Below are 24,433 nucleotides of genomic sequence, written 5' to 3'. Positions count from 1 at the left end.
TACAGGGCGCGATCCGCGAGGCCGGATCAGCTCTGATCAGGCATCGAAGACGAGGAGCACGGTGAGCGAAGAGACTGGAACGCAAGCGGCAGGGGCGCTCTCGGGTATTCGGGTCGCCGACTTCTCCCGCGTGCTCGCCGGCCCGCACGCCACGATGATCCTCGCCGACCTCGGCGCCGACGTGATCAAGATCGAGAGCCCCGAGGGAGACGGCACCCGGCAGTGGAGCCCGCCCGTCAACGCCGTGGGACAGAGCACCTACTTCGCGGGAGTCAATCGCGGTAAGCGCTCCGTCGTGTGCGACCTGCGCGACCCTGAGGGCCTCGCGAGGGCGCGCGAACTCGCCGCAACCGCCGACGTCGTCATCGAGAACTTCAAGCCGGGCACCATGGACAAGTTCGGCCTCGGCTACGCTGCCGTCGCGGAGGCCAACCCCGGCGTCGTGTACTGCTCGATCTCCGGCTTCGGAGACACCGGCGGACGCGACCTCCCCGGTTACGACCTCCTCGTGCAGGCCGTCGGTGGCCTCATGAGCATCACCGGCCAGTCCGATGCCGAGGGCGGCCAGCCCACGAAGGTGGGCGTCGCGCTCGTCGACATCCTCACGGGTCTCAACTCCGTGATCGGGATCCAGGCGGCCCTGCGGGCCCGCGACACGGCCGAATCGCCGACCGCCGGCCGCGGCCAGCACGTGAAGGTGACGCTGCTCGGCTCGCTCCTCTCCGCGCTCGCCAACCAGGCCTCCTCCACGCTGGAAACCGGGAATTCCCCCGGCCGTATGGGGAATGCCCACCCGTCGATCGCCCCCTACGAGACGTTCCACGCCGCTGATCAGCCACTCGCGCTCGCCGTCGGCACCGACGGCCAGTTCGCCCGCCTCTGCGAGGTGCTCGGCATCCCCGAGCTCGCGGCCGACGAGCGCTTCGCCACGAACCCGCAGCGCGTCGCTCACCGCGCCGAGCTCCGGGTCGCCCTCGATGCCGCGCTCACGGCGCGCAACGCCGCGGACTGGATCGAGGCGTTCACCGCGGCGAACATCCCCGCCGGTCGCGTCAACACGATCGGCCAGGCCTTCGAGCTCGCAGAGTCCCTCGGCCTCGGGATCGTCGCGGAGACCCGCGCCACGGGCGAAGACGGCGCGGAGCACACGCTCCGTTCCGTCGCAACGCCCATTGAGCTTTCCGAGACCCCGGCCACCTACTCCGCCCCGCCGCCCGGCGTGGGCGAGCACCAGGACGCCGCCTGGCTTCCGCGCTGAGCGCGGGTGCACCATCCAGCGGGATCGGCACCGTGATCCCGCAACCGCAGCAGCAGAATCACCCGATCCGAACAAGGAGCATCATGACTACCAGCATCGACAAGCTGTTCGACGTCGCCGACTTCGTTACCGAGGAAGAGCGCGAGTGGCAGCTCAAGGCGCGCGAGTTCGCGCAGACCAAGATCCGCCCGATCATCGATCAGGCCTTCGAGGATCGTCGCCTCCCCGTTGAACTCCTCCCCGAGGTCGGCGAGTTCGGCGCCTTCGGCATGTACATGAACGGTTACGGGCTGAAGGGCGCCTCCTCGGTCGCGTATGGCCTGGTCGCGATGGAATTCGAGGCCGTTGACTCCGGCTTCCGCACCGCCCTCTCCGTGCAGGGCTCGCTCGCGATGGGAGCGATCTACAAGTTCGGTTCCGAGGAGCAGAAGCAGCGCTGGCTGCCCCCGATGGGCCGCGGCGAGGCCGTCGGATTCTTCGGCCTCACCGAGCCGCAGGGCGGCTCCGACCCCAACACGATGCTCACGACGGCTCGCCGCGAGGGCGACGAGTGGGTGCTCAACGGCAAGAAGCGCTGGATCGGCCTCGGCACGATCGCCGCGGTTGGCGTGATCTGGGCGAAGGACGAGGAGGGCGTGGTGCGCGGCTTCGTCGTGCCGACCGACACCCCGGGCTTCAAGGCCACCGCGATCGAGAATAAGCTGTCGATGCGCGCCTCGCTCCAGACCGAGATCGAGCTCACCGACCTCCGTCTCCCCGCCGACGCGATCCTCCCCGATGCGCGCGGCCTGTCCGCCCCGTTCAAGTGCCTCAACGAGGCCCGCTACGGCATCGCCTGGGGCGTCATGGGCGCTGCGCGCTCCTGCCTCGAGGTCGCGGTCGAGCGCTCCACCTCGCGCGAGGTCTTCGGTGCGCCGATCGGCGGGAAGCAGATCATCCAGGCGAAGCTCGCCGACATGTTCCTCGAGTACGAGAAGGGCCTTCTCCTCGCGCTGCACCTCGGCCGCCTGAAGGACGCTGGCAACCTGTCCTACGGCCAGATCTCGGTGGGCAAGCTCAACAACGTGCGCGAGGCCATCAAGATCGCTGGCACCGCCCGCGCGATCCTCGGCGGCGACGGCATCACCTCCGACTTCCCGGTCATGCGCCACATGGCGAACCTCGAGTCGGTGCGCACCTACGAGGGCACCGACGAGGTGCACCAGCTCGTGATCGGTCGCGAGCTGACCGGCATCGCCGCGTTCTAGCCTCCCCGCTGCGTTCGAGGCCTTCTGCCCGGATCGCATCCATAATGGGCCCCTGAGCGGGTCGTTCGCCCCGGCGATCGGCCGCTCGGGGGCCCTGTGCTTTCTTTTCTGCCGCGAACCGGCAGAATGGGAACGCCGGGGGAACCGAGGAAACACGGAGGAATCGTGGACGAGGCAGTGCCGATGCGGGATACGAGCCAGAACGAAGAGGAAAGGGCTGAGCCCCAGGCAGAGGCAGCAGCCCAGCACCCGGCACCGGCCCAGCACCTGTCCGAGTTCACGCCCGTCCACGTTCCCAGCCCGAAGCTCGATCGCGTCCCCTGGCTCGCCGTGATCGTCTTCGTCGCGGTGTCGTTCGGGCTTGCGTGGCTCGCCGCGAGCCCGCTCTGGATCATGGGTCCCACGAGCCCGAGCTTCCCGATCGCGCTCCCGGTCTTCGGATCGGTGATGATGTTCACGCCGACGATCGCGATGCTCGTCGTGGTGTTCCTGTTCAGAACCCCGCCCAAGGGGGATCGGCTCCGGTTCCTTGGAATCTGGCCGCTCCGGCCCGCGAAGCGGACGGTCTGGCTCATCGTGATCGGGCTCTTCGCCCCCATCGCGATTGCGGTGCTCGCGATCGCGATCGCGGTGCTGTTCGGGTGGGTGAAACTTGACCTCGTTGAGTTCTCGGGCCTGCGCGCCATGCTCGCCGCGACCCTGCCGGAGTCGGCGATGGCGAGTATGCCGCCGTTCGGCCTCCTGATCGCGGTGCAATTGCTGATGCTCCCGCTCGGCGCGGTGGTCAACAGCGGGACAGCATTCGGCGAAGAGTTCGGCTGGCGAGGGTGGCTCGTTCCGGTGCTGCGCCCGCTCGGCACCTGGCCGGCGCTCGTGATCTCGGGAGCGATCTGGGGTCTGTGGCACTCGCCCCTGATCCTGCTCGGGTACAACTTCGGTCTCACCGACTGGCGCGGCGTGGCGCTCATGACGATCGCCTGCGTGTTCTGGGGCGTCCTGCTCGGCTGGCTGCGACTCCGATCGGGGTCGGTGTGGCCCGCCGTGATCGCCCACGGGTCGCTCAATGCGTGCGCGAGCCTCGTGCTGCTCTTCGCGGCCGCCGAGCCAGCGCCTCAAGCTGCCCTCGCGACCCCGCTGGGGGCGGCGGGATGGATCGCGATCGCGATCGTCGTCGCCGTGCTCGTCGCGTTCGGGCAGTTCTCACCGAAACGGCAGCCGGACCTCGCGACGCCGCGGAGCATGCAGCTCGCACGGCAGGCTGCGGCAGGGGTGAAGGCGGCGACGCAGGTCGGCGACGGAGCACCGACCCCCGGCGTCGACGAGGGAGCGGGGCGGCCCTAGCGCCCCGCTCGCGGGATCTCCGCGAGCGGCCCGTCGAGCAGGGGCAGCTCGAGGTCCAGGAGATCGGCGGTCGAGAGATCGCGATTCTCGTGCTCCGGGAACCACCAGTCGGGTACGAGCGCGAGCAGCGAGCGGAGGAACGACTCGCGGCTCTCGCAGTTGCTCGTCACCCACGCGCGAACCGCGCCGCAGAGGCCGTGCGCGAAGTAGCGGGCCGCCATCGGGAGCTCGATCTCCGGGGTCGGGGGAGCGCTCTTCATGCGGTTCTCGAGGAAGCGGGTCAGCGTGACGGTGAAGTGGTCCGCGAGCAGGTTCGAGATCGTGCCGTCGTGCTGCGAAGAGATGGAAATCTCGTAGACGGCGCGGCGGCGCTCGACGTGATCCAGGATCATGTCGACGCCCGAGAGGAAGAGCAGCACCGGATCGTCCTCGTGGCGCTCCGTGCGGGCGATGAAGTTGTCGAGTGCCGGATCCAGTTCGCGGCTCAGCGCCGAGCTGAGCACGTCGGCGGGAGCGGCGAAGTGCTTGTAGAAGGTGACACGGTTGATTCCGGCGAGCTGCGCGAGCTCGGAAACGGAGATTTCGGTGATCGGTTTCTGAGCGGCGAGCTCGAGAACCGCCCCGTGCAGTGCGGCGCGGGTGCGTACGATCCTGGCGTCAGTCATGACACGACACTACACCGGAAGCGAGCCTGATAGGCGCGAAATTCGAGGTAATCGCCAGAAGCGTCTAGGGCGTATGGAGTGGGCGGGTGAGGGCGCTGATCCGGTCAGACGCCTCAGGGTACCGTGCGATCAGCGATTCTCGGTCTCCAAGCTCGAAGCCGTCCCAGTCGAAGGGCGGCGACATGGTGGTTCCGACGAGGGACCAGGCGCCCAGCGACGAGGACCCCTGCATCACCCCGGCAGGCACGACGGCCTGCGGGAGCTGACCCGCGCGATGATCCGGCCCGAGAAGGAGCTCCTCAGACCGGCCGTCCGGATGCAGCAGGAGAATCGACAGCGGGGCGCCGGCGTACCAGTGATACACCTCGACCGAGGCGAGGGCGTGCAACGCGGAGAAATCGGGATCCGCGAGCAAGTAGGTGATCGCGCTCGAGTGCGCGTCGAGGTGCATCTGCCGGAACAGTCCGCCCTCGTGCTCGAGCGGCTCGAGCCCGAGACGCTCCACCCACGCTGCCGCCTCCTCGGGCAGCCCGGACGGGTCGATCATGCGACCGCAGCCTCCTTCGTCCTGCGGAAGCGCTTGCTCATCAGGATCAGCACAATGAGCGTGACCACGTACGGCCCGGCATCGGTGAGCTGCTGCGGCAGGCCGAAGGACTGCAGGCGGAAGCCGATCGCGTCAGCGAAACCGAACAGCAGCGCCGCCGCGAGCACGCCGACGGGATGCGCTCTCGCGAGCATCACGGCGACGACCGCGATCCAGCCGCGGCCCGCCGACATGTTCTCCGTGAACTGAACGACATTGCCGAGCGCGAGCTGCGCGCCGCCGAGGCCAGCGAGCGCGCCGGAGGCGATCACTGCGCCGAGCTGGTACTTCTGCGGGTCGACGCCCATCGTCGCCGCGGCGAGCGGCCGCTCGCCGACGCCGCGCAGGCGCAGCCCGAGCGGGGTGCGGAAGAGCACGATCCAGAGCACGGGAACGAGCAGGAGCGCGAGATAGCCGAGCGGCGTGAGCGAGAACAGCGCGCCGATCCAGGGGATATCGGCGAGCACCGGGATCCGCCAGACCGGGATGCCGATGATTCCCGGGTTCTGGAACACGCCCTGCACGTCGAAGATCGCGACGAGCAGGAAGCTCGTCATTCCGACCGCGAGGATGTTCATCGCGATCGCGAGGACGATCGGATCGCCCTTCCGATACACGGCGCCGTAGCCGAGGATGAGGGAGAACAGCGCGCCCGCGAGCATCGCGACGAGCACGCCGACGATCCAGCTGTGCGCGAAGAAGGAGGCGGCGACGCCGGAGAACGCGCCGATCAGGAGCATTCCCTCGAGACCGATGTTGAAGATGCCGACGCGCTGCGCGAGCATGCCGCCGAGCGCGGCGAGCAGGATCGGGATGAGCGCCCGGAGCACGGAGGAGACGAGGTCCTCGTTGAAGACGTCGAGGAAGTTCATCGGGTAGCCCCCGTCTGCTCTGCCGCGAGCACGCGGTCGGGTGCGTCAGTGACGATTCCGGAACCGCTCGCTCCCGGAGCGGCCGGGGCGAGCGTCGGAGCGGCCGCGCGGGCCTCGGCCTCGGCGATCGCCTCGGCGGCGTCCGCCTCGCCGTCCGGCGGGGATCCGCCCGGAGCGCCGCCGCCGGACGAGCCGCCGTCCGAGCGCTTCCGCTTGAGCCGGGGGAGTGCGACCCGGAACGCGAGCAGGATGATGACGAGCGCCTGGATCACCGATGCGATCTGGGGAGACATCCCGAGTTCGCGGCCCATCGAGTCGCTGCCGACCATGATGGCGGCGAAGAAGAGACCCGCGATCGCGATCCCCGTCGGGCGATAGAGCGCGAGCAGGGTCACGAGCAGCGCCGTCCACGGGAAGTTCGTCTGGATGAACGCGCCCTCGATGAGGCGCGTGTTCGGGGCGCCGATCGTGACGATCAGGCCGAACAAGCCGGCGAGGCCGCCGGAGAGCGCCATCGTCCGGACCACGAGCGGGCCGGGCTGCACGCCGCCGTAGCGGACGAACTCGGGGTTCTGGCCGCTCAGGCCCGCCTCGAAGCCGTAGCGGGTGCGACGGTTCACGAAGATCGCGCCGAGCACCACGATGACGACGATCACGAGCCCCCAGTTGACGCCGGTGAGCACCGCCGTGATCGGGTTGAGCGCGCCGAGCGAGTTCCGCAGGGACTCGGCCGCGGCGGAGTCGCGCGGCACGAGCATCGAGAGCTGGTTCGCGGGGTCGATCTGCTGGCTCGCGACCAGGCTCGAGCTCGGCTCATCCAGCTTGAAACGGATGAGCCACGAGGAGAAGTAGCGCGCCGGGTAGTTGAGCAGCAGCGTCGAGAGGAGCGTCGGCACGCCGAGCGCGTTCTGGAGCAGCGCCGCGAGGAGTCCCCACGCTGCACCGGTCAGGATCGCGACGGCGAAGGCGAGCGGCACGACGAGGATCGCGGGCCCGGGCGTGTAGATCGCGACCATCCCGCCGAACAGCGCGCCGAGGCCCGCCTGCCCCTCGGTGCCGAGGTTGATGATTCCGGCCCGGAACGCGACGGCGATCGCGATGCCGATCCCGATGATCGGGATCGCGCGGGCGATCGTGTTCGCGATGCCGACTCCGGTCCCGAACGAGCCGTTCAGCATCGCGGAGTAGCCGCTGATCGGGTCGGTTCCCGCGATGACCATGAAGCAGGCGCCGATCAGGAGCGCGAGCACCACCGAGATCGGAATGGGGCCCGTCAGCCAGCGGCCGAACTTGGACAGTGCGCTCACAGCGCGCCTCCCTTCTCCGCGGCGAAGGCACCCGGTCGGTGCTTCTCCTCGGGCTCGTGGCCCGCCATGTAGAGCCCGAGCTGGGCTTCCGTCGCCTCGCTCTTCGGCACCTCGGCGACGATCCTGCCTTCGAACATGACGAGGATCCGACTCGACAGCGACAGGATCTCGCTGAGCTCGGCCGAAATGAGCAGGAGCGCGCCGCCGGTGTCGCGGTAGGCGCACAGCTCGCGGTGGATCGACTCGATCGCGCCGATGTCGACACCGCGCGTGGGTTGCTCGGCGATGAGCAGGGGCGAGTGGTAATCCATCTCGCGGGCGACGACGACCTTCTGCAGGTTGCCGCCCGACAGGGTACCGACCGGGGTCGACGGGCTCGCGATCTTGACGCCGAAGCGGGCGATGAGTCGCTTCGCGTGCTCCAGCATCGCGGGGCGCGACAAGAGGCCGCGCTGCAGGATCGGCGCCTTCCGATGATGCCCGAAGCTGAGATTGTCGATCGCATCGGCAGTTCCCGCGGATCCGACGGCGTGCCGATCCTCGGGGACGTAGGCGATTCCGCCATCGCGGCGCGCGGCGATCGACGCCGACGACACATCCTCGCTCTGGACGATCACGGTGCCGGAGCTGGCGCGCCGCATCCCGATGATCGCCTCCGCGAGTTCGACCTGCCCGTTCCCTGCCACGCCCGCGATGCCGACCACCTCGCCGGAGCGAACGATGAAGCTCGCCGCGTCGACGGCGTTCCTGCTGCCCGATCCCGGAACCGTGAGGTCGCGCACTTCGAGGGCGACCTCGCCCGGCGGGTTCGCGGGCGGGGGAGTGGTGAGGTCGACATCGCGACCCGTCATGTGCCTGGTGATCTCCTCGGCCGAGCTGTTGGCGGTGACGAGACTCGCAACGTTGCGGCCGTCGCGGAGCACCGTGACGCGATCCGAGATCGCCATCACCTCTCCGAGTTTGTGGGTGATCAGGATGATCGTCCGCCCGTCGGCCTTCAGCGCCCGGAGCACGTCGAACAGGCGATCGGTTTCCTGCGGGGTGAGCACCGCGGTCGGCTCGTCGAGGATGAGAACCTGGGCCTCGCGGTAGAGCGCCTTCACGATCTCGACGCGCTGGAGCACGCCGACGGGAACGGAATCGACGCGCGCGGCGGGATCGAGGGCGAGGCCGTACTTCTCGGCGATCTCGGCGACTCGCCGGTTCGCCTCGGCGCGGTCGATGAGGCCGCGCTTCGTCGGCTCCCGCCGGAAGACGACGTTCTCGGCGATGGTGAGTGAGGGGAAGAGCTTGAAGGACTGGAACACCATGCCGATGCCGGCATCGATGGCGGCGAGCGGCGAGGCGAAGTTGACGCGCTCGCCCCGGATGAAGATCTCACCCTCGTCCGGCTGGTAGATCCCCGCGAGAATCGAGGTGAGGATGGACTTGCCAGCGCCGTTCTCACCCATGAGCGCGTGGATCTCGCCGGACTCGACCTCCAGGTCGACGCGGTCGTTGGCGAGCACGCCGGGGAAGCGCTTCGTGATTCCGCGCATGGAGATCTCGGCGGCCATCGCTGCTCCTTCGATCGGGAAAGTCTGCGTGAACGGGCGTTCCGATTCGGGCGCCCGCCGTGGGCCGTCTGGCCCGTTCGGGATCGGATTCGGCGCTGCCCCGCGGCGTGCAGCCGGCGGCAGCGCCGAATCCGAGACGATCGTTAGCCGATCGGGTTCTTGACCTCGAGCTCGCCGGAAACGATCTTGTCGCGGGTCTCGGTGACCTTCTTCAGGACGTCGGGGCTGTCCATGACCGTGCACTTCGAGTCGGCGGCGCCCTCGGTGAGGCTGACGATCGTCATGCCCTCCTCCTTGAGGCCGAAGGAGCGCGTGGCGTCCTTGGGGGTCTTGTCTTCCATGATCTCGCCGACCACGGTCTCGACGACCTTGTCGACGGCCTTGACCGTGCCGTCGACGACGGCGCCCTCAGCGGTGGGGCACTGGTTCGAGTCGACGCCGTAGGCGGAGAAGCCCTTCGCCTTCGCGGCGTCCAGGATGCCGCCGTTGGAGGCTGCGCCGACGGCGAAGACCTGGTCGACGCCGGTGCCGGAGAACGCGATGGCCTGCTCCTTGGCGCGGCCCGGATCAGCGAAGGGGTTCTCGCCGCCGATGATCTGCGGGCCCTCGATCTTCACCTTCGGGTTGACGCTCTTCGCGCCCTCCGCGAAGCCGCCCGAGTACTTCTGCAGCAGCGGGATGTCGAGGGACAGGATCGAACCGATCTTGTTGTCCTTCGTCAGCATGCCGGCCTCGATGCCGAGGAGGTAGGAGGGCTCGTACTCGCGGAAGTCGGCGACGTACAGGTTCTCGAGGTCCGACTTCACGTCGGGTGCGTCGATGAGGAGGAACTTCTGCTGCGGGTTCGCCTGCGCGAGCTCGACGGCGAGATCGCTGAACTGGAAGCCGAGCATCACGACGACCTTCGGCGATTCAGCGACGGCCTGCTCGACGTTGGTGCGGCGCGTGGCGTCGTCCTTCGACTCGTAGGTCTTCGAGGTGCCCTTGAAGTCCTTCGCAACGGTCTCGATACCGGTCTTGCCGGACTTCAGAAACTCGTTCTGGCCGATCGGATCGCTCGTGATGTAGATGAACTTGGGGCCTTCTGCGCCGCCGTTCGCGTCTCCCTTGTCGCCGGAGCCGGCGCAGGAGGTGAGCAGGAGCGCGGAGGCCGCGACGCCTGCGATGAGTGCCGCACGGACGCGGCGCTTGGTGAAGAACATTCTGTTCCTTTCAGAGTGAACTGGGGAAATGAGGATCTGGTGCCGCACGGAGCGGCTCCGAGTGATTGGTTACGACTCTACGAGCGAAGCGCCCCGAGGGGAACTGTCGCGGGCGACTGCCCCTCGCTTGGCAGGATCACGCGGCGATCGGTGACGATCGCGGTGATGAGCTCGTGCGGCGTGACGTCGAACGCCGGGTTGACGGCGCCGATGCCCTCGGGCGCGGTGCGCACGCCGCCGAAGCCGGCGACCTCGTCGACGCCGCGATCCTCGATCTCGATGTCGGCCCCGCTCGCGGTCGACAGATCGACGGTGGACTCGGGGGCGACGACGATGAACGGGACGCCGGCGTGCTTCGCGGCGAGCGCGAGAGAGAAGGAACCGATCTTGTTGGCCGAGTCGCCGTTCGCGGCGATCCGGTCCGCGCCGATGAAGACCGCGTCGGCGATGCCGCGCGACAGGAGGAACGGCCCGGCCGAGTCGATGATCAGGCGGAACGGGGCGTCCATGCGCTGCAGCTCCCAGGCCGTGAGGCGGGCGCCCTGGAGCAGCGGTCGGGTCTCAAGCGGGAACGCCTCGACGAGGGAGTCCTGCTCGAGGAGGGTCTGGATCACACCGAGCGCGGTGCCGCGCTCGACGGTGGCGAGACTGCCGGTGTTGCAGATCGTCATGACGCGCACGCGATCCTTGCCGGTGAGTTCGCGGGTGAGATCCGCGCCGATCAGGCCCATTGAGATGCACGCTGCGATGTCCTCGTCGCGGATGCGGAGGGCCTCGGCGAGGATCTCGTCGGCCCCCTCGTCGAGCTTGCTGAGCGCGCGGTCAACGCCCCAGGACAGGTTCACCGCCGTCGGACGGGCCTCGCGGAGCTGCGCGGCCTGGCGTGACACCTCGGCGGTGTCGAGCTCTTCGTCGCCGCCCTCGGCTCGGACCGATGCCGCGATCAGGGCGACGCCCAGAGCACCCGCCACGCCGAGCGCCGGGGCGCCGCGCACCGCGAGGCGCTGGATATCGTCGATGAGCTCCGGGAGCTCGGTTACCCGACGCACCTCGACCCGGTGGGGCAGAAGGGTCTGGTCAATCAGTTCAATGGCTCCGTCGACCCAGTCGATCGTCCGCACAAGACTCCCCTATTCGAATGCTCGGCGGAGGATCCGGATCGGGTCTCCGCCTGCGATAACGCAGCATCAGAATACCCGAATCCGTGCGGTCTGATCGGCACCTGAGAGGTCTTGAATAGCCGACGAGGCTCGAGGGCCTGATCCATGTGTTCTTTCGCACGATGCAATTCGTTCACGTGGCACCTCGCGTGTCATCGGGAGCGCGTGGATCGGCCGGGCGTAGCGTGAGAAATGTCAGACAGGGTGTCTGATCGAGGCGCAAACGGAGCGGATCGTCCGGGGCACCACCACGAACGATCCGATTCCCGGGGCCGGAAGGCATCGGGGCATCTGCACCTCGCTGAGCCGGGGTCTATGCCCCGGGGCAGAGGAGCCATCGTGGCCGAAACCCGTTCCCCCGCAACCGATCAGTCCGCCGCCCCCGCGAACAGCGCGGCCGGCACCGGACCCGCCGACGAGGCGCTGCGCACCTACGTGCTCGACACCTCCGTCCTGCTGAGCGACCCGGCGGCGCTCTTCCGCTTCGCGGAGCACTCGGTGGTGCTCCCCGTCGTCGTGCTCATGGAGCTCGAAAGCAAGCGCCAGGATCCCGAGCTCGGCTACTTCGCGCGCCGCGCCCTCCGCCACCTCGACGCCCTGCGTGCCAAGAACATGCGGCTCGACCTCCCGATCCCCGTCGGCGAGAACGGCGGCACCGTGCGCGTCGAACTCAACCACAGCAGGGTCGACAACCTGCCGTCGGGAATGAGGCTCGGCGACAACGACACCCGGATCCTCGCCGTCGCGCAGAACCTCGCCTCCGAGGGCCTCGACGTGACCGTGGTCTCGAAGGACCTGCCCATGCGGCTGAAAGCGGCGGCACTCGGCCTCGGCTCTGAGGAGTACCGCGCGGAGCTCGCTCGCGACGACGCCTACACGGGCGTCGCCCCGTTCGATCTCGACGAGGAGGAGATGCGGGTGCTGTGGGAGGACGAGCGGATCGACGGCGTCGAGGGAGCGGACGAGCTCCCCAACGGCCTCGGCCTGGTCCTCACCTCGCCGCGCGGATCGGCGCTCGGCCGCGCTGACGGGGCAGGCGGGATCCGCCTCGTCCGCGGCGACCGGGAGGTCTTCGGCGTCACCGGGCGGAGCGCGGAGCAGCGGCTCGCGATCGACCTGCTCCTCGATCAGCAGGTCGGGATCGTGTCGCTCGGGGGAAGCGCGGGAACGGGCAAGTCGGCGCTGGCGCTCGCCGCGGGGCTCGAGGCAGTGCTCGAGCGGCGGCAGCACCGCAAGGTGATGGTGTTCCGGCCCCTGTACGCCGTCGGCGGCCAGGAGCTCGGCTACCTGCCGGGCGACCACCAGGAGAAGATGAACCCGTGGGCGCAGGCCGTGTACGACACGCTCGGCTCGATCGTGTCGCAGAACGTGCTCGATGAGGTGAGCGCGCGCGGCCTCATCGAGGTGCTCCCGCTCACGCACATCCGCGGACGCTCACTGCACGACGCATTCGTGATCGTCGACGAGGCGCAGTCCCTCGAGCGGGGCGTCCTCCTCACCATGCTGAGCCGGATCGGCCAGAACTCGCGCGTCGTGCTCACCCACGACGTGGCGCAGCGCGACAACCTGCGCGTGGGCCGCTACGACGGGATCGCCGCGGTGATCGAGCGGCTCAAGGGGAACCGCCTGTTCGGGCACGTGACACTCGCCCGCTCCGAGCGGTCCGAGATCGCGGCGCTCGTGACCAACCTGCTCGACGACTAGGGACGGGCGACGGCCGGCGCGATCCGCTCCCGCACCGCGGGCCAGAACGTGTCGGCCCACACCTGGTAGCCGCGATCGTTCGGATGGAACGCGTCCTGCGCGAATTCGGTCAGGATCCCGCGCAGGCCGCGTTCCTCCGTCGCATCGTGCAGCGGCACCACGGTGAAGCCGCGATCCTCCGCGATCGTGTGCAGGATCTCGTTCGCCTGTGCGACCTTGCGGTCGTTGTGGCGCAGATGGAAGCAGGGGAGCTCGCCGACGACGGTGCTGCGGGGGAGCGGATCGAGGATCTCGCTGATGTTCCTGTGGAAGAGCACCGGATCCCACATCGCGATGTCGTTCGCTCCGATGTCGAGCGTGATCAGGTCCGGATGCTGCGCGATGAGCGGCAGCGCCTTCGGCATCTGGTCGCGGAGGCAGAGCGAGGTCGTCGCGCCGGAGACGCCCAGGTTCGTGACGCGGATCGGCGCGCCCAGCTCGGCCTCGATCCGATCGGCGAGCTGACCGACATAGCTGCGCCCCGGCGTGCTCGCGCCGATTCCCTGCGCCGTGGAGTCGCCGATCGCGAGGTAGAAGAAGTCGCCGTCCGTTTTACGGCGCTCGCGCCACCAGGCCGCGGTGACCGGCTGCATCTCGGCGAGCTCCATGAGGGGGCGGTTCGCGCGCTCGTACGCGCGTTCCCAGCCGAACCTCCGTGAGAAGCCGGCCGCAGCGGACATCGCGAGCGCTCGAATCCCTTGGACGGGAGAGTGTGCTGGCATCATCGGACCAGAATAGCGGCGTATGCCCCAGTCGTTTTCCGCACGCGCGGGATGCCGCTTCGGATGCCGCGCGGTCATCGAGATTCGTTCCGCCACGCCCGCGGTGCAAAGTTCCGCATTCCGATCCGGCTCTGATTTTTGCGCATTGCCGGCCTCCGATCTGGGGGTTCTGCGACGCACTCCGCCGCGGCCCGATCGTGGCGTCGCGCCGGTCACCCGCTGTTCACCGAGCGCTGTTTGAGTCGTGGGGCCCATGCCGCACGGCGGGGCAAACGGAACCGATGCAAAGGAAGAACATGACACCGTCGCCCCCCACGACGCGCACGGGCGCGGGCATCGCACTGCTCGCCTCCACCGCTGTCATCGCCGGACTGCTCGGCGGGCCGAGTGCTCCCGCGCTCGCCGTCGACACCGGAACAGCCACGACCCCCTCCTCCGAGCAGGAAGCCGCGAGCGAGCCGCTCGTGAAGACGGGAACCGTCTGGAAGTACCTGGATGACAACACCGATCCCGCGCGCGGCGCGGCCGATCTGCGCGCCTGGACCCAACCCGGGTACGACGACAGCAACTGGAAGTCCGGAGCGAGCGGCTTCGGCGCCCTGCTCGGTGAGCTCTCGCCGGTTGGCGGATTCACTCCCGTCACCAAGCTCCAGCAATACGTCGAGGGCTCTGTGCTCACGGACACCCCACCTTCTTCTTCCGAACGAGCGTCACACTCGGGCCAGGACAGGCGGAGCGCATCGGATCCCTCGCGGGCACGGTGATCCACGACGATGCCGTGGTGATCTGGATCAACGGGCACCGGGTCGCGGGCTTCGATGACGGCAGAGTCACCGGAACGCGCAACCTCGAGTACGCGGGTGAGGCGCACGCCGCGCCGCAGACGAGCGCCTTCACGGCACCGGGCAGCGTGCTCAAGGACGGGACCAACACCATCGCCGTGGCGCTGCACCAGGATCGGGAGGCCTCCTCAGACGCCTACTTCGACCTGAGCTCCCTCACCACGAGCACCGCGCCCCCGCCTGCGGTCGCCGCCGGCAACACCCCGGGCAGCGCACCAGCCGGCCAGACCCCGGCCACTTCAGCCGCCCTCCCCGAGCGAGTGATCCTCAACCCGACGGCCACCCCCGCTACCTCGCAGACCTTCTCCTGGATCGCAGGCGATGCCGCCCAGGAAACCGGAGAGATCGAGATCGGCGAGGCTGCCGGCGGAGCGACCAGGACCGTTCCCGCGCAGCCGGCAGGGCGCGTGAACGCAAACCCGAAGCAGCACTTCTCGGTAACGGTCGACGGGCTCCGCGCGGGCACCGAGTACCGCTACCGGGTCGGAGCCCCCGGGAGCACGAGCGAGTGGGCGAGGTTCACGACCGCGACCGCAGGAGCGAGCGACTTCCAGTTCCTCGCGTTCGGGGATGCGCAAATCGGACTCGACACCGTCTGGCCGGACGTCATCCGACGGGCCGAGGAGCGGGCGCCGCAGGCGAAACTGTCGCTGCACGTCGGCGATCTCATCAACACCGCGACGAACGAGAAGGAGTGGAACTCCTGGTTCGCGGGACTGAAGAATGTGGCCGCGAGCAGGAACATTCTGACGACGCCCGGGAACCACGAGCACTCGGGGGACACGCGACTCGGCACGTGGAAGGCGAACTTCGCCCACCCCGCGAACCAGCCCACGGGCACCACCATCGGCGAGCTCGGGCGACTCGCCGAGGGCGAGAGCGATGCCGCGAAGCAGTGGGCTGCCTACTTCGAGCACTGGTCGAAAATGGCCGCGGACACCGTGTACGCGACCGACTACCAGGGCGTCCGTTTCGTGACGCTCAACTCCAACAGGAACACCGCCTCCCTGACCCCGGACAACCTGCCCGGATGCTTCGGCCTTGACTGCCCGTCCGTCGACGTGAGCGCCTCGTGGCTGAGATTCGAGGCGGCCTGGCTCGACACCGTGCTGCAGCAGAACCCGGGCAAGTAGAGCGTGGTCACCTTCCACCACCCGATCTACTCCACCTCGGTCGGCAGGAACGAGGCGCTCCTGCGCGAGCACATCCGCCCGGTCCTCGAGCGGAACAACGTCGACCTCGTGTTCGCTGGGCACGATCACACCTACGCTCGCGGATTCACGAACACTGGCGACACCCCCACGAAGGGCCTGCGCACCGGCCCGGTCTACTCCGTCTCGAACTCGGGCGGAAAGTACTACACGGCGGCCCCGGCTGGCGACAACGTCTGGACGCAGAATGGAGCGACCCAGGTGACCCGCGGGGAAGGGGTCACCACGTTCCAGGTCGTCGACGTGTCGGGTGACCAGCTCGTCTACCGCTCGTATCTTGCCGCCAAGACCGCGGCGAGCGACACGAGCAAGCAGCCGGGCGAGCTGTTCGACGAGGTCGTGATCACGAAGTACGCCGACGGGCAGAAGTGGGTGACAGAGCCGGGCGTCGCCGCGCCTGCGGCCCCCGCAGTGGCGGTCTCTGCCCCGGCGACGGAGGCGGGCTCCGCCGTCACCGTGACGGGATCCGGCTTCCGGCCGGGGAGCGTGCTCGCGCTGGAGCTGCGGTCCGAACCGGTTCCGCTCGGCGGTGCGACCGTGCGCGCGGACGGCACGTTCACGTACGAGGCCGTCATCCCGAAGAACACCCCGGCTGGGAAGCACGAGATCGTCGCCGTCGCACCGAACGGCGGGGAGTTCCGGGTGGGGGTGACCGTGCGGGCCGTCGAGACGGGGCCTGCGCCCGCGCCGACGCCTGAGCCGAAGCCGGAGCCGGAGCCGAAGCCCGCTCCCGCGCCCGAGCCGAAGCCGGCTCCCGCGCCCGGCACGGGGCCCGAGCCGAAGCCGGCTCCCGCGCCCGCGCCCGCTGCCGAGCCGAAGCCGGCGCCCAGCGGGCCCGCCGGTTCCGGACACGTCCCAGGCGCGATGCAGGCACCGACGCAAACCAAGGGCGAGGCGGTCGCGGCGGCCCCGGTCGTAGAGGACGGTCGACGGCAGGGTCCGCGGGAAGGAGCCGCGTCGCTCGCGCGCACGGGCGCGGGGTCCGAGGCGATCCCGCTCGTCGCCGTGGGGGTCGTTCTCCTCGCGGCCGGGGCGGGCGCCCTGGCGGTGCGGCGACGCTTCCGGCGGGCGTAACCGCAGGGACTCCCTGAACCGTGTGGGCCTCGCCCCGACCGCGCCCGGCCGATTCGCTCGTGAATCGGCGGAAGCGGCTGGTGCGAGGCCCCTTCGGGCCCTTTCGGCGACGCATTGCGCCGCACTGAGCGACGCGTGTGATATGCCTTGCGCAACGTTCCGGAAGGAAAGTTCCTCCGGTGCCGCTTCTTCGGCCGTTTCCCCCTCGTTGCTAGCGATCTTCGCGGGCGCGGCGATCCTGGGTTCGCCCGTCAGGGGGATTCCGAGCTGGGAAGTTTCTGTAGGTCGACACCCTCTGATCAGGGTCTCATCCTGATGCCGCGCCGCGGCAATGCAACGTTCGTCTCAAAGACGCTCAAGCTTCATTCGTGGGTGTTTGAGTCATGGGGTCATCGCCGCAACGGCGAGGCAAATGCAACCGAACCAAAGGAAGACAATGACCACGTCGCCCCCCACGACGCGCGCCAGAACGGGCACACGACTGCTCGCCTCCGTCGCCGTCATCGCAGGTCTGTGCGCCGCACCCATCACCCCGGCGCTCGCAAACGATTCGACGCCCGCCCCGGTTCCCCCGGCCGAGCGTGCGCTCCCCGCCGACCCGGTCGTGAAGTCCGGGACCGTCTGGAAGTTCCTCGACGACAACACCGATCCCGCCCGTGGCTCCTCCGAAGCCAAGTCATGGACCGCCCCCGGATACGACGACAGCAACTGGAAGTCGGGCGAGAGCGGCTTCGGCGCCCTCAACAACGAGCTCGGCCCGATCGGCGGAAACACCCCGAAGACCAAGCTCCGTCAGTTCGCTGACGATCGTGGCTTCCCCGATACGCCCGCGTTCTTCTTCCGCACGAACTTCGCGCTCGAACCGGGGCAGGCCGCGCAGGCAGCTTCGCTCGTCGGAAAGATCGTCTATGACGACGCCGCGGTCGTGTGGATCAACGGCACGCGGGTCGCCGGCTTCGGCGACGCGGCCCTCACGGACAAGCCGAATCTCGAGTTCGCTGGCAAGACCGTCGAGGACCCGGTCACCGCGGAATTCTCGGCGCCGGGGAAGCTGCTCCGCGACGGCGAGAACACGATTGCCGTCGAGATCCACCAGGACAAGGCGGACTCTCCGGATGTGTTCTTCGACCTCCCCTCGCTGAAGCTCAACCCCGCGGCTCCGCCTGTGAACCGACCCAAGCGTGCGCCCCTGCCTCCCGAGGATGAGCAGCCCGAGCGCGTGGTGCTGAACCCGACTGAGAACCCGGCCACCTCCCAGACCTTCACCTGGTTCGGCGGTGCGGAAGCCCAGACCACCGGTGAGGTGCAGATCGGTGAAACGGTCGGCGGACCGACGCGAACCGTCGCCGCCCGGAACCTCGGGAAGGTCAACGGCGACGATGAATCGCACTTCAGCGCGACCGTCGACGGTCTGAAGCCCGCGACCGTCTACTACTACCGCGTCGGCCAGCCCGGCGTCTACAGCGACTGGGCGCGTTTCCGCACGGCGGATCCGGGATCGACCGATCTCCAGTTCCTGCAGTTCGGCGACGCTCAGATTGGCCTTGACACCGTCTGGCCCGATGTCGTGAAGCTCGGCGAGCAGAACGCGCCGCGCTCCGCGCTCTCGGTGCACGCCGGCGACCTCATCAACGCGTCAAGGTTTGAGCCGGAATGGACCTCATGGTTCCTGGGCGCGAAGCACCTGGCCGCGACCCAGAACCTGATCGCCACCCCCGGGAACCACGAGACGAGCGGCGATCCGACCCTGTCGACCTGGAAGTCCAACTTCCAGTTCCCGAAGAACGGCCCGACGACCGCGACGATCGGGGATCTCGCCAAGCTGGGCGAGGGCAGCACTCCGGCCGCGAAGCAGTGGGCCGCCCTCTTCGCGCACTGGACCGCTGCCGCCGCGGACAGCGTCTATTCCACCGATTATCAGGGGGTTCGCTTCGTCACCCTGAACTCGAATCGAAGCTCGGCATTCCTCACCCCGGCGAACCTCCCGGCGTGCGAGGGCGCTGACTGCCCCGCGAACAACCTCGGGGAGGCGTGGGCCCGCTACTCGGCGGCCTGGCTCGATCACACGCTGAAGGCGAAGCCGGCGAAGTGGAACGTCGTGACCTTCCACCACCCGGTGTACTCGACCTCGCTCGGGCGGGACGAGAAGGCCTGGCGCGCCCACGTCGGTCCGGTGCTCGAGGCCAACAACGTCGACCTCGTGTTCTCGGGTCACGATCACACCTACGCACGTGGCTTCAAGAACACGACCGCGACGGCGACGCCCGGCCTGACGACGGGCCCGGTGTACGCGGTGTCCAATTCGGGCGGGAAGTACTACGACATCGCGCCGAAGAATGACAACGTCTGGACGCAGAATGGTGCGACTCCGGTCGGCTGGAGCGAGGGCGTTTCAACGTTCCAGGTTGTGGACATCTCCGGCGACAAGCTAACCTATCGCTCCTACGTCGCGGCCAAGGAGTCGGATCATTCGACCTCGAAGAAGGTCGGCGACCTGTTCGACGAGGTGACGATCACCAAGTACCCCGGAGGGCCCAAGTGGGTCACCGAGCCCGGCGTCGAGGTGCCCGCAGCGCCCACGCTGAAGCTGTCGAAGGACAGGGTGAAGGCCGGCGAGAAGCTGACCGTGACCGGCGCGAACTTCACGACGAACGTCAAGGAGAAGCTCGAACTGCGTTCGGATCCGGTCGAGTTGACGACGGTCACCCCCGGTGCTGATCGGGCATTCTCCGTCGAGGTGACGATTCCGAAGGGCACCGCCTCCGGTGCGCACAAGATCGTGGCGATCGCCCCGAACGGTGGGCTCGTCTCTGCGGACCTGACCGTCATCGCCGATAACGGTGGCGGCGGCAATAACGGCGGCGGCGGGAACAACGGCGGCGGCAATAACGGCGGCGGGAATACCGGCGGCTCCGGCGACGGCAGCGGCGCTCACGGTGCCGGCGCCAAGGGCGGCTCCGCCGCTTCGCGCCTCTCGCAGACCGGCGCCGATATGCTCCCGATCGCGCTCACGGGCATCGGCCTCGTCCTCGCGGGCGTCGCCGGGCTCGGCCTGCGCTATCGCCTGCGGTCGCGTCGCTCCTAGTCCACAGCGATCCCCATACGGCAGCGGCCCGGTCCCTTTTCGGGGACCGGGCCGCTGTCTCGTTGCCGCGGGTTACTTGGCGACGCCGGGGTGCGTCATCGAGAGCAGATCGAGGGCCTTGTCGAGGTCGGCCTCGGTGACCTCGCCGCGCTCGACGTAGCCGAGATCGATGACGGCCTCGCGCACGGTGATGCCCTTGGCGACGGAGTGCTTCGCGATCTTCGCTGCCGCCTCGTAGCCGATGAGGCGGTTGAGCGGCGTGACCGTCGACGGGCTCATGCCGGCGAGCGCCGCGGCGCGCTCGAGATTCGCCTCGAGGCCCGCGATCGTCTTGTCAGCGAGCACGATCGATGCGTTCGACAGCAGGCGGACCGACTCGAGCAGCGCGGTGCCCATGACCGGGATCTGCACGTTGAGCTCGAACGAGCCGGAAGCGCCTGCCCAGGCGATGGTCGCGTCGTTGCCGATGACGCGCGCGCACACCATGAGCACGGCCTCGGGGACGACGGGGTTGACCTTTCCGGGCATGATCGAGGAGCCGGGCTGCAGATCGGGGATGTGGAGCTCCCCGAGACCCGTGTTCGGGCCGGAGCCCATCCAGCGGAGATCGTTGTTGATCTTGGTCATGGAGACCGCGATCGTGCGGAGCGCGCCGGACGCCTCGACGAGGCCGTCGCGGTTGGCCTGCGCCTCGAAGTGGTTGCGGGCCTCGGTGATGGGGAGGCCGCTCGACTGGGCGATCTCGGCGATGACCTTCTCGGGGAAGCCGAGCGGAGTGTTGATGCCAGTGCCGACGGCGGTGCCGCCCTGGGGAACCTCAGCAACGCGGGGGAGTGCGGCATCGATGCGCTCGATCCCGTAGCGGATCTGCGCGGCGAAGCCGCCGAACTCCTGGCCGAGGGTGACCGGGGTCGCGTCCATGAGGTGGGTGCGGCCGGACTTGACGGCCTCCTTCCACAGCTCCGCCTTCGCCTCGAGCGCCTCTGCGAGGTGCGCGAGCGCGGGCTTGAGCTGCTCGATGAGCGCGCCGGTGACGGCGATGTGCACCGAGGTGGGGAACACGTCGTTCGACGACTGGGACGCATTGACGTGGTCGTTCGGGTGCACGGGGGCGCCGAGGTGCTTCGTCGCGAGGGTCGCGAGGACCTCGTTCATGTTCATGTTCGACGAGGTGCCGGAGCCGGTCTGGTAGGTGTCGATCGGGAACTGATCGTGGTGGTCGCCCGCGATGATCTCGTCGGCCGCGGCGACGATCGCGTCGGCGATCGGGGCGTCGAGGATGCCGAGATCCTTGTTGGCGATCGCGGCCGCGCGCTTGATGCGCGCGAGGGCGACGATCTGGGCGGGCTCGAGACCCTGGCCCGAGATCGGGAAGTTCTCGACGGCGCGCTGGGTCTGCGCGGCGTACAGTGCGTCCTTCGGCACGCGGACCTCGCCCATCGTGTCGTGCTCGATACGGTACTCGGTGTCTTCGCTCACGGTCATCCTTCGTCTCGTGGGTGTGCCCGTGCGTGCACGGGCAGCTGGTGGGTATCGGGAGTAATGAGTAGGTGGGTCAGGCGCGATGGTTCGCGATGTCGAGCGCGCCGATCGCGCTGATCGGCACCGCGCGGCCCTCGGCGAGGCGGTACTGGCAGCCGACGACGCCGAGGCGCCCGTGGGCTACGGCGTCGCTGATGATGCGCGAGCTGCGCAGCAGCGCGTTGACGGTGCCGGCGAGGTGGGCGCGGCCCACGGCGTCGGCGTCGATCTGACTGGCGTCGACGTACGGGGTGTCGTGATGCTCGCGGAGCCAGACCTGCTGAACCGCGGGCAGGATCGGGTCGAGGGTGTTCGCAACGGCCGTGGGCACCGGTTTCGGATCCTCCGCCATCTGTCCGACGGCCGCGGCGACGGCGCCGCAGGAGTCGTGGGCGAGGACGATGATGATGGCGACGCCGAGGTTCGAGACCGCGTACTCCATGGAGGCCGTGATCGATTCGGCGACGACGTGGCCCATGTTGCGGGCGACGAAGAGGTCGCCGAGCCCGGCGTCGAAGATGATCTCGGCGGCGAGGCGCGAGTCGGCGCAGCCGAACAGGGCGGCGTCGGGGTTCTGGGCGCCCGCGAGCTCGTTGCGACGCTCCACGTCCTGGCGGGGATGCTGCGGTCCGCCCGAGATGAAGCGATCGTTGCCTGCGACGAGGGCGTCCCAGGCCTGCTGCGGGGTGACGCGGGGTTCGGACATGCTCGTGCTACTCCTTCGAGCCGTTCAGTGAGGCGGCGACGTCCGAGGCGAGCACGCGCAGCGTCTCAGGGGTGTCGGTGCCGTAGACGAGGATCGTGTCGCCCTTCCAGGTGCCCTGGAGGCCGAAGAGCATGTTGCTCTCATCGGGGTTGCGATCCGTGTGGTCGTAGACGGCCCAGTCGATTCCGCCGATCGTTTCGGCGCCGGTGGGCTTCTGGTTCTCGAGCTGGCCCATGATCCAGTCGTCGGTGACGGGCTTGCCGTCAGCGGTGAACGCCTGCACGACTGCGGCATACGACTCGGTCTTGGTGGTCTCATCGACCGTCGTGTAGTTGATCTGCCACAGGGTGACGCCATCGGACTGCTTCAGCCCCGCCGACTTGGCCTTCCACGCCTGCGGGACCGCGGGGGCCGCGAGCTGGCGCCCGGCGCTCGGCGAGGCTTCCTGCGCGAGCTTCGGCACGTCGACGCGATGCTCCGAGTACCCGCCGGTTCCGCGGGGCACCATGAGCACGATCACGACGACGAGGGCGAGGCTGACGAGCAGGGAGAGGACCAGATTGTTGACGGTCTTCCGAGCGCGATAGTTGTGGCTGTCGACGGCCTTGCGAGCCGCGGTTTCCGCGGGCGTCTCGGGGCGTCCGAGCTCGGCAACGACGACCGGCGCCTTCTGTTTCTTCGCCATCGACTACTCGGTGCCCCCGTCAGCGCTGTCGCGCTCGCTCGCGCCCGTCCGCGCTGCTTCGAGCCGTCGGCGGGCGCCGAGCAGCCACTCCTCGCAGCGGGCCGCGAGGGCTTCGCCGCGCTCCCAGAGCTGCAACGACTCCTCGAGCGTCGCGCCGCCCTGTTCCAGGCGGCCGACGACGGCGATGAGTTCGTCTCGGGCCTCCTCGTAACTGAGCGACGAGGGATCCGGAGCGGCAGTGTCGGACATGGACACCAGCTTACCCGGAGCGGCTGACATCGGCCGGATACGCCTTTGCCGTGCCCCGCCTACGCCCCGCCCTCGGAGCGCGCCGCGAGCGATCCCTCGGCGAGTGAGAGCCGCAGCTCGGTGCCAGCGGGGGCATCCCCGGGGGTGCGCAGCACGGCCCCGTCGGGCAGCTGCGCGATCGCGTAGCCGCGCTCGAGCGTGGCCCGCGGGGAGAGCGCGGTGAGCCGGGAACGCATCTCGCGGATTCCGCGCTCGCGGTCCTCGACGCCCCGCTCGGCGAGCTCAGTGCCGCGCGCGATCCAGCGCACGAGTTCCTCGGCGCGATCGTCGATGATGCGCTCCGGGGTTGCGAGCACGGGGCGACCACGGAGCTGCGTGATCCGATCCGCCTCGTGCGCGAGCAGCTGGCCGAGCCGGCCGCTGAGCCGAGCCCTGGCCTGATCGAGGCCCGCAAGCTCCTCGCCCACGTCGGGCACGACGCGCTTTGCGGCGTCGGTGGGGGTAGAGGCGCGGAGATCGGCGACCTCGTCGAGGAGCGGGCGGTCCGCCTCGTGGCCGATCGCGCTCACGATCGGGGTCGTGGCGTTCGCCGCGGCGCGCACGACTTTTTCGTCGCTGAACGGGAGGAGGTTCTGGAAGTCGCCGCCGCCGCGGGCCACGATGATCACGTCGACCTCGGGATCCTGATCCAGCGCCTCGATTCCGGCCGTGACCTCGCCCGCGGCGCGATCGCCCTGCACCGCGGCGTAGTGGACCTTGAACTTCACCCCCGGCCAGCGGAGCGTCGCGTTCCGGATTACGTCCTTTTCCGCGTCCGAGTCGCGACCAGTGACGAGGCCGATGAGGGAGGGCAGGAAGGGGAGCGGGCGTTTCCGAGAGGCATCAAAGAGGCCCTCGGATTGCAGTTGGCGGCGGAGCCGTTCGAGTCGTTCGAGCAGCTCTCCGATGCCGACGTGCGAGATGTCGAAGACCTGCACGGTGAGCGTGCCGCCCTTGACCCAGAAATTCGGCTTGACCAGGGCGACGACCCGATCGCCCTGGGAGAATTCGCCCGTGAGGCGCTGCGCGACCGAGCGCCACACGGTGAAGCTCACGGTGGCGTCCTGATCGAGGTCGCGGAGTTTGCCGTAGACGTGGCCGCCGCGAACCTGCCACTGCGTGACCTCGCCCTCGATCCAGACCTGGCCGAGGCGATCGATCCAGGCCGCGATCTTCTCGCTCATGAGCCCGACGGGCCAGGGGGCCTCGCGCGTGGCCGGAGTCGTGTCTGCGGCTGCCATGCCAGTCAGACTACCGGGGGCCGCCGACACGCGCGCTTCGCCCCGCTGGCCGACGGGTGCAGTGGCCCTGGCGCAGGCGGGTGCCGTTCGCCCAGGCCCGTGTCGGTGGCCGACGGTAGAC

21 protein-coding genes are annotated in these 24,433 nt (G+C 69.0%); 8 read left to right on the top strand and 13 right to left on the bottom strand.

Going from position 1 to position 24,433, the window contains the following annotated elements:
- Positions 1-61: 61 nt before the first annotated feature.
- From JD292_RS11395 to JD292_RS11385, 3 genes are all read left to right on the top strand, one after another.
- Positions 62-1,258: a CaiB/BaiF CoA transferase family protein gene (locus JD292_RS11395; protein ID WP_200132872.1), complete on the top strand. Its 1,197-nt coding sequence runs from the start codon at positions 62-64 to the stop codon at positions 1,256-1,258.
- Positions 1,259-1,341: 83 nt separating this feature from the next.
- The gene (locus tag JD292_RS11390) at positions 1,342-2,505 is read left to right on the top strand and encodes an acyl-CoA dehydrogenase family protein (protein ID WP_200132871.1); all 1,164 of its coding nucleotides are present in this window, start codon (positions 1,342-1,344) and stop codon (positions 2,503-2,505) included.
- 165 nt (positions 2,506-2,670) lie between these two features.
- Positions 2,671-3,846, top strand: coding sequence for a CPBP family intramembrane glutamic endopeptidase (locus JD292_RS11385; protein ID WP_369411236.1), 1,176 nt, complete (start codon positions 2,671-2,673; stop codon positions 3,844-3,846).
- On the opposite strand, the gene JD292_RS11380 is transcribed toward JD292_RS11385, so the two are convergent.
- From JD292_RS11380 to mtnA, 7 genes are all read right to left on the bottom strand, one after another.
- Positions 3,843-4,511, bottom strand: coding sequence for a TetR/AcrR family transcriptional regulator (locus tag JD292_RS11380; protein ID WP_200132870.1), 669 nt, complete (start codon positions 4,509-4,511; stop codon positions 3,843-3,845). The genes JD292_RS11385 and JD292_RS11380 overlap by 4 nt on opposite strands.
- A gap of 64 nt (positions 4,512-4,575) precedes the next feature.
- Positions 4,576-5,058, bottom strand: a complete 483-nt coding sequence (locus tag JD292_RS11375) for a cupin domain-containing protein (RefSeq protein WP_200132869.1) — start codon at positions 5,056-5,058, stop codon at positions 4,576-4,578.
- On the bottom strand, positions 5,055-5,969 hold the full coding sequence (locus JD292_RS11370; RefSeq protein WP_200132868.1) for an ABC transporter permease: 915 nt from the start codon (positions 5,967-5,969) through the stop codon (positions 5,055-5,057). The genes JD292_RS11375 and JD292_RS11370 overlap by 4 nt, the downstream gene beginning before the upstream one ends.
- Positions 5,966-7,276 carry an ABC transporter permease gene (locus tag JD292_RS11365; protein WP_200132867.1) on the bottom strand — a complete coding sequence of 437 codons (1,311 nt, stop codon included), beginning with the start codon at positions 7,274-7,276 and terminating at the stop codon, positions 5,966-5,968. Before JD292_RS11365 ends, JD292_RS11370 begins: the two co-directional genes overlap by 4 nt.
- The gene (locus tag JD292_RS11360; protein WP_200132866.1) at positions 7,273-8,832 is read right to left on the bottom strand and encodes an ABC transporter ATP-binding protein; all 1,560 of its coding nucleotides are present in this window, start codon (positions 8,830-8,832) and stop codon (positions 7,273-7,275) included. Before JD292_RS11360 ends, JD292_RS11365 begins: the two co-directional genes overlap by 4 nt.
- A gap of 143 nt (positions 8,833-8,975) precedes the next feature.
- Positions 8,976-10,034: a BMP family ABC transporter substrate-binding protein gene (locus JD292_RS11355; protein ID WP_200132865.1), complete on the bottom strand. Its 1,059-nt coding sequence runs from the start codon at positions 10,032-10,034 to the stop codon at positions 8,976-8,978.
- Positions 10,035-10,111: 77 nt separating this feature from the next.
- Complete coding sequence (gene mtnA, locus JD292_RS11350) at positions 10,112-11,155, bottom strand: S-methyl-5-thioribose-1-phosphate isomerase (protein ID WP_200132864.1); 1,044 nt, start codon at positions 11,153-11,155, stop codon at positions 10,112-10,114.
- Between the two features lie 354 nt (positions 11,156-11,509).
- Here mtnA and phoH2 point away from each other — a divergent pair, with 354 nt between their 5' ends.
- Entirely contained in the window at positions 11,510-12,898 is a 1,389-nt protein-coding gene (gene phoH2, locus JD292_RS11345) for an RNA 5'-3' helicase PhoH2 (protein ID WP_200132863.1), read from the top strand.
- Here phoH2 and JD292_RS11340 read toward each other — a convergent pair.
- Positions 12,895-13,662: an SGNH/GDSL hydrolase family protein gene (locus JD292_RS11340; protein ID WP_200132862.1), complete on the bottom strand. Its 768-nt coding sequence runs from the start codon at positions 13,660-13,662 to the stop codon at positions 12,895-12,897. The two genes, phoH2 and JD292_RS11340, sit on opposite strands and share 4 nt — an antisense overlap.
- 293 nt (positions 13,663-13,955) lie before the next feature.
- On the opposite strand from JD292_RS11340, the gene JD292_RS11335 reads away from it, so the two are divergent.
- The 4 genes from JD292_RS11335 to JD292_RS11320 all read left to right on the top strand — a co-directional run bounded on the left by JD292_RS11335 (position 13,956) and on the right by JD292_RS11320 (position 19,871).
- Complete coding sequence (locus tag JD292_RS11335; protein WP_200132861.1) at positions 13,956-14,423, top strand: hypothetical protein; 468 nt, start codon at positions 13,956-13,958, stop codon at positions 14,421-14,423.
- 17 nt (positions 14,424-14,440) lie between these two features.
- Positions 14,441-15,634 (top strand): fibronectin type III domain-containing protein, encoded by a 1,194-nt coding sequence (locus tag JD292_RS11330; RefSeq protein WP_200132860.1) that lies wholly within the window; start codon positions 14,441-14,443, stop codon positions 15,632-15,634.
- A gap of 3 nt (positions 15,635-15,637) precedes the next feature.
- Positions 15,638-16,786, top strand: a complete 1,149-nt coding sequence (locus JD292_RS11325) for a metallophosphoesterase family protein (protein ID WP_200132859.1) — start codon at positions 15,638-15,640, stop codon at positions 16,784-16,786.
- Positions 16,787-17,222: 436 nt separating this feature from the next.
- Positions 17,223-19,871, top strand: a complete 2,649-nt coding sequence (locus JD292_RS11320; protein WP_200132858.1) for a purple acid phosphatase family protein — start codon at positions 17,223-17,225, stop codon at positions 19,869-19,871.
- 72 nt (positions 19,872-19,943) lie between these two features.
- Here JD292_RS11320 and JD292_RS11315 read toward each other — a convergent pair whose 3' ends face one another.
- The 5 genes from JD292_RS11315 to xseA all read right to left on the bottom strand — a co-directional run bounded on the left by JD292_RS11315 (position 19,944) and on the right by xseA (position 24,312).
- Positions 19,944-21,350: a class II fumarate hydratase gene (locus JD292_RS11315; protein ID WP_369411235.1), complete on the bottom strand. Its 1,407-nt coding sequence runs from the start codon at positions 21,348-21,350 to the stop codon at positions 19,944-19,946.
- A 76-nt stretch (positions 21,351-21,426) separates the two neighbouring features.
- Positions 21,427-22,098 carry a carbonic anhydrase gene (locus JD292_RS11310; RefSeq protein ID WP_200132856.1) on the bottom strand — a complete coding sequence of 224 codons (672 nt, stop codon included), beginning with the start codon at positions 22,096-22,098 and terminating at the stop codon, positions 21,427-21,429.
- A gap of 7 nt (positions 22,099-22,105) precedes the next feature.
- On the bottom strand, positions 22,106-22,783 hold the full coding sequence (locus JD292_RS11305) for a DUF4245 family protein (RefSeq protein ID WP_200132855.1): 678 nt from the start codon (positions 22,781-22,783) through the stop codon (positions 22,106-22,108).
- A gap of 3 nt (positions 22,784-22,786) precedes the next feature.
- On the bottom strand, positions 22,787-23,032 hold the full coding sequence (locus tag JD292_RS11300; RefSeq protein ID WP_200132854.1) for an exodeoxyribonuclease VII small subunit: 246 nt from the start codon (positions 23,030-23,032) through the stop codon (positions 22,787-22,789).
- 59 nt (positions 23,033-23,091) lie between these two features.
- A complete protein-coding gene (xseA, locus tag JD292_RS11295; protein ID WP_200132853.1) occupies positions 23,092-24,312 on the bottom strand; it encodes an exodeoxyribonuclease VII large subunit in 1,221 nt (406 codons plus the stop codon).
- Positions 24,313-24,433 lie beyond the last annotated feature (121 nt).

The sequence above is a fragment of the Leucobacter edaphi genome (genome assembly GCF_016522535.1).
Classification (GTDB): Bacteria; Actinomycetota; Actinomycetes; order Actinomycetales; family Microbacteriaceae; genus Leucobacter; species Leucobacter edaphi.
The sequence above is the reverse complement of the archived record's forward strand: the minus strand, read 5'-3'. Positions and strand labels throughout refer to the sequence as shown.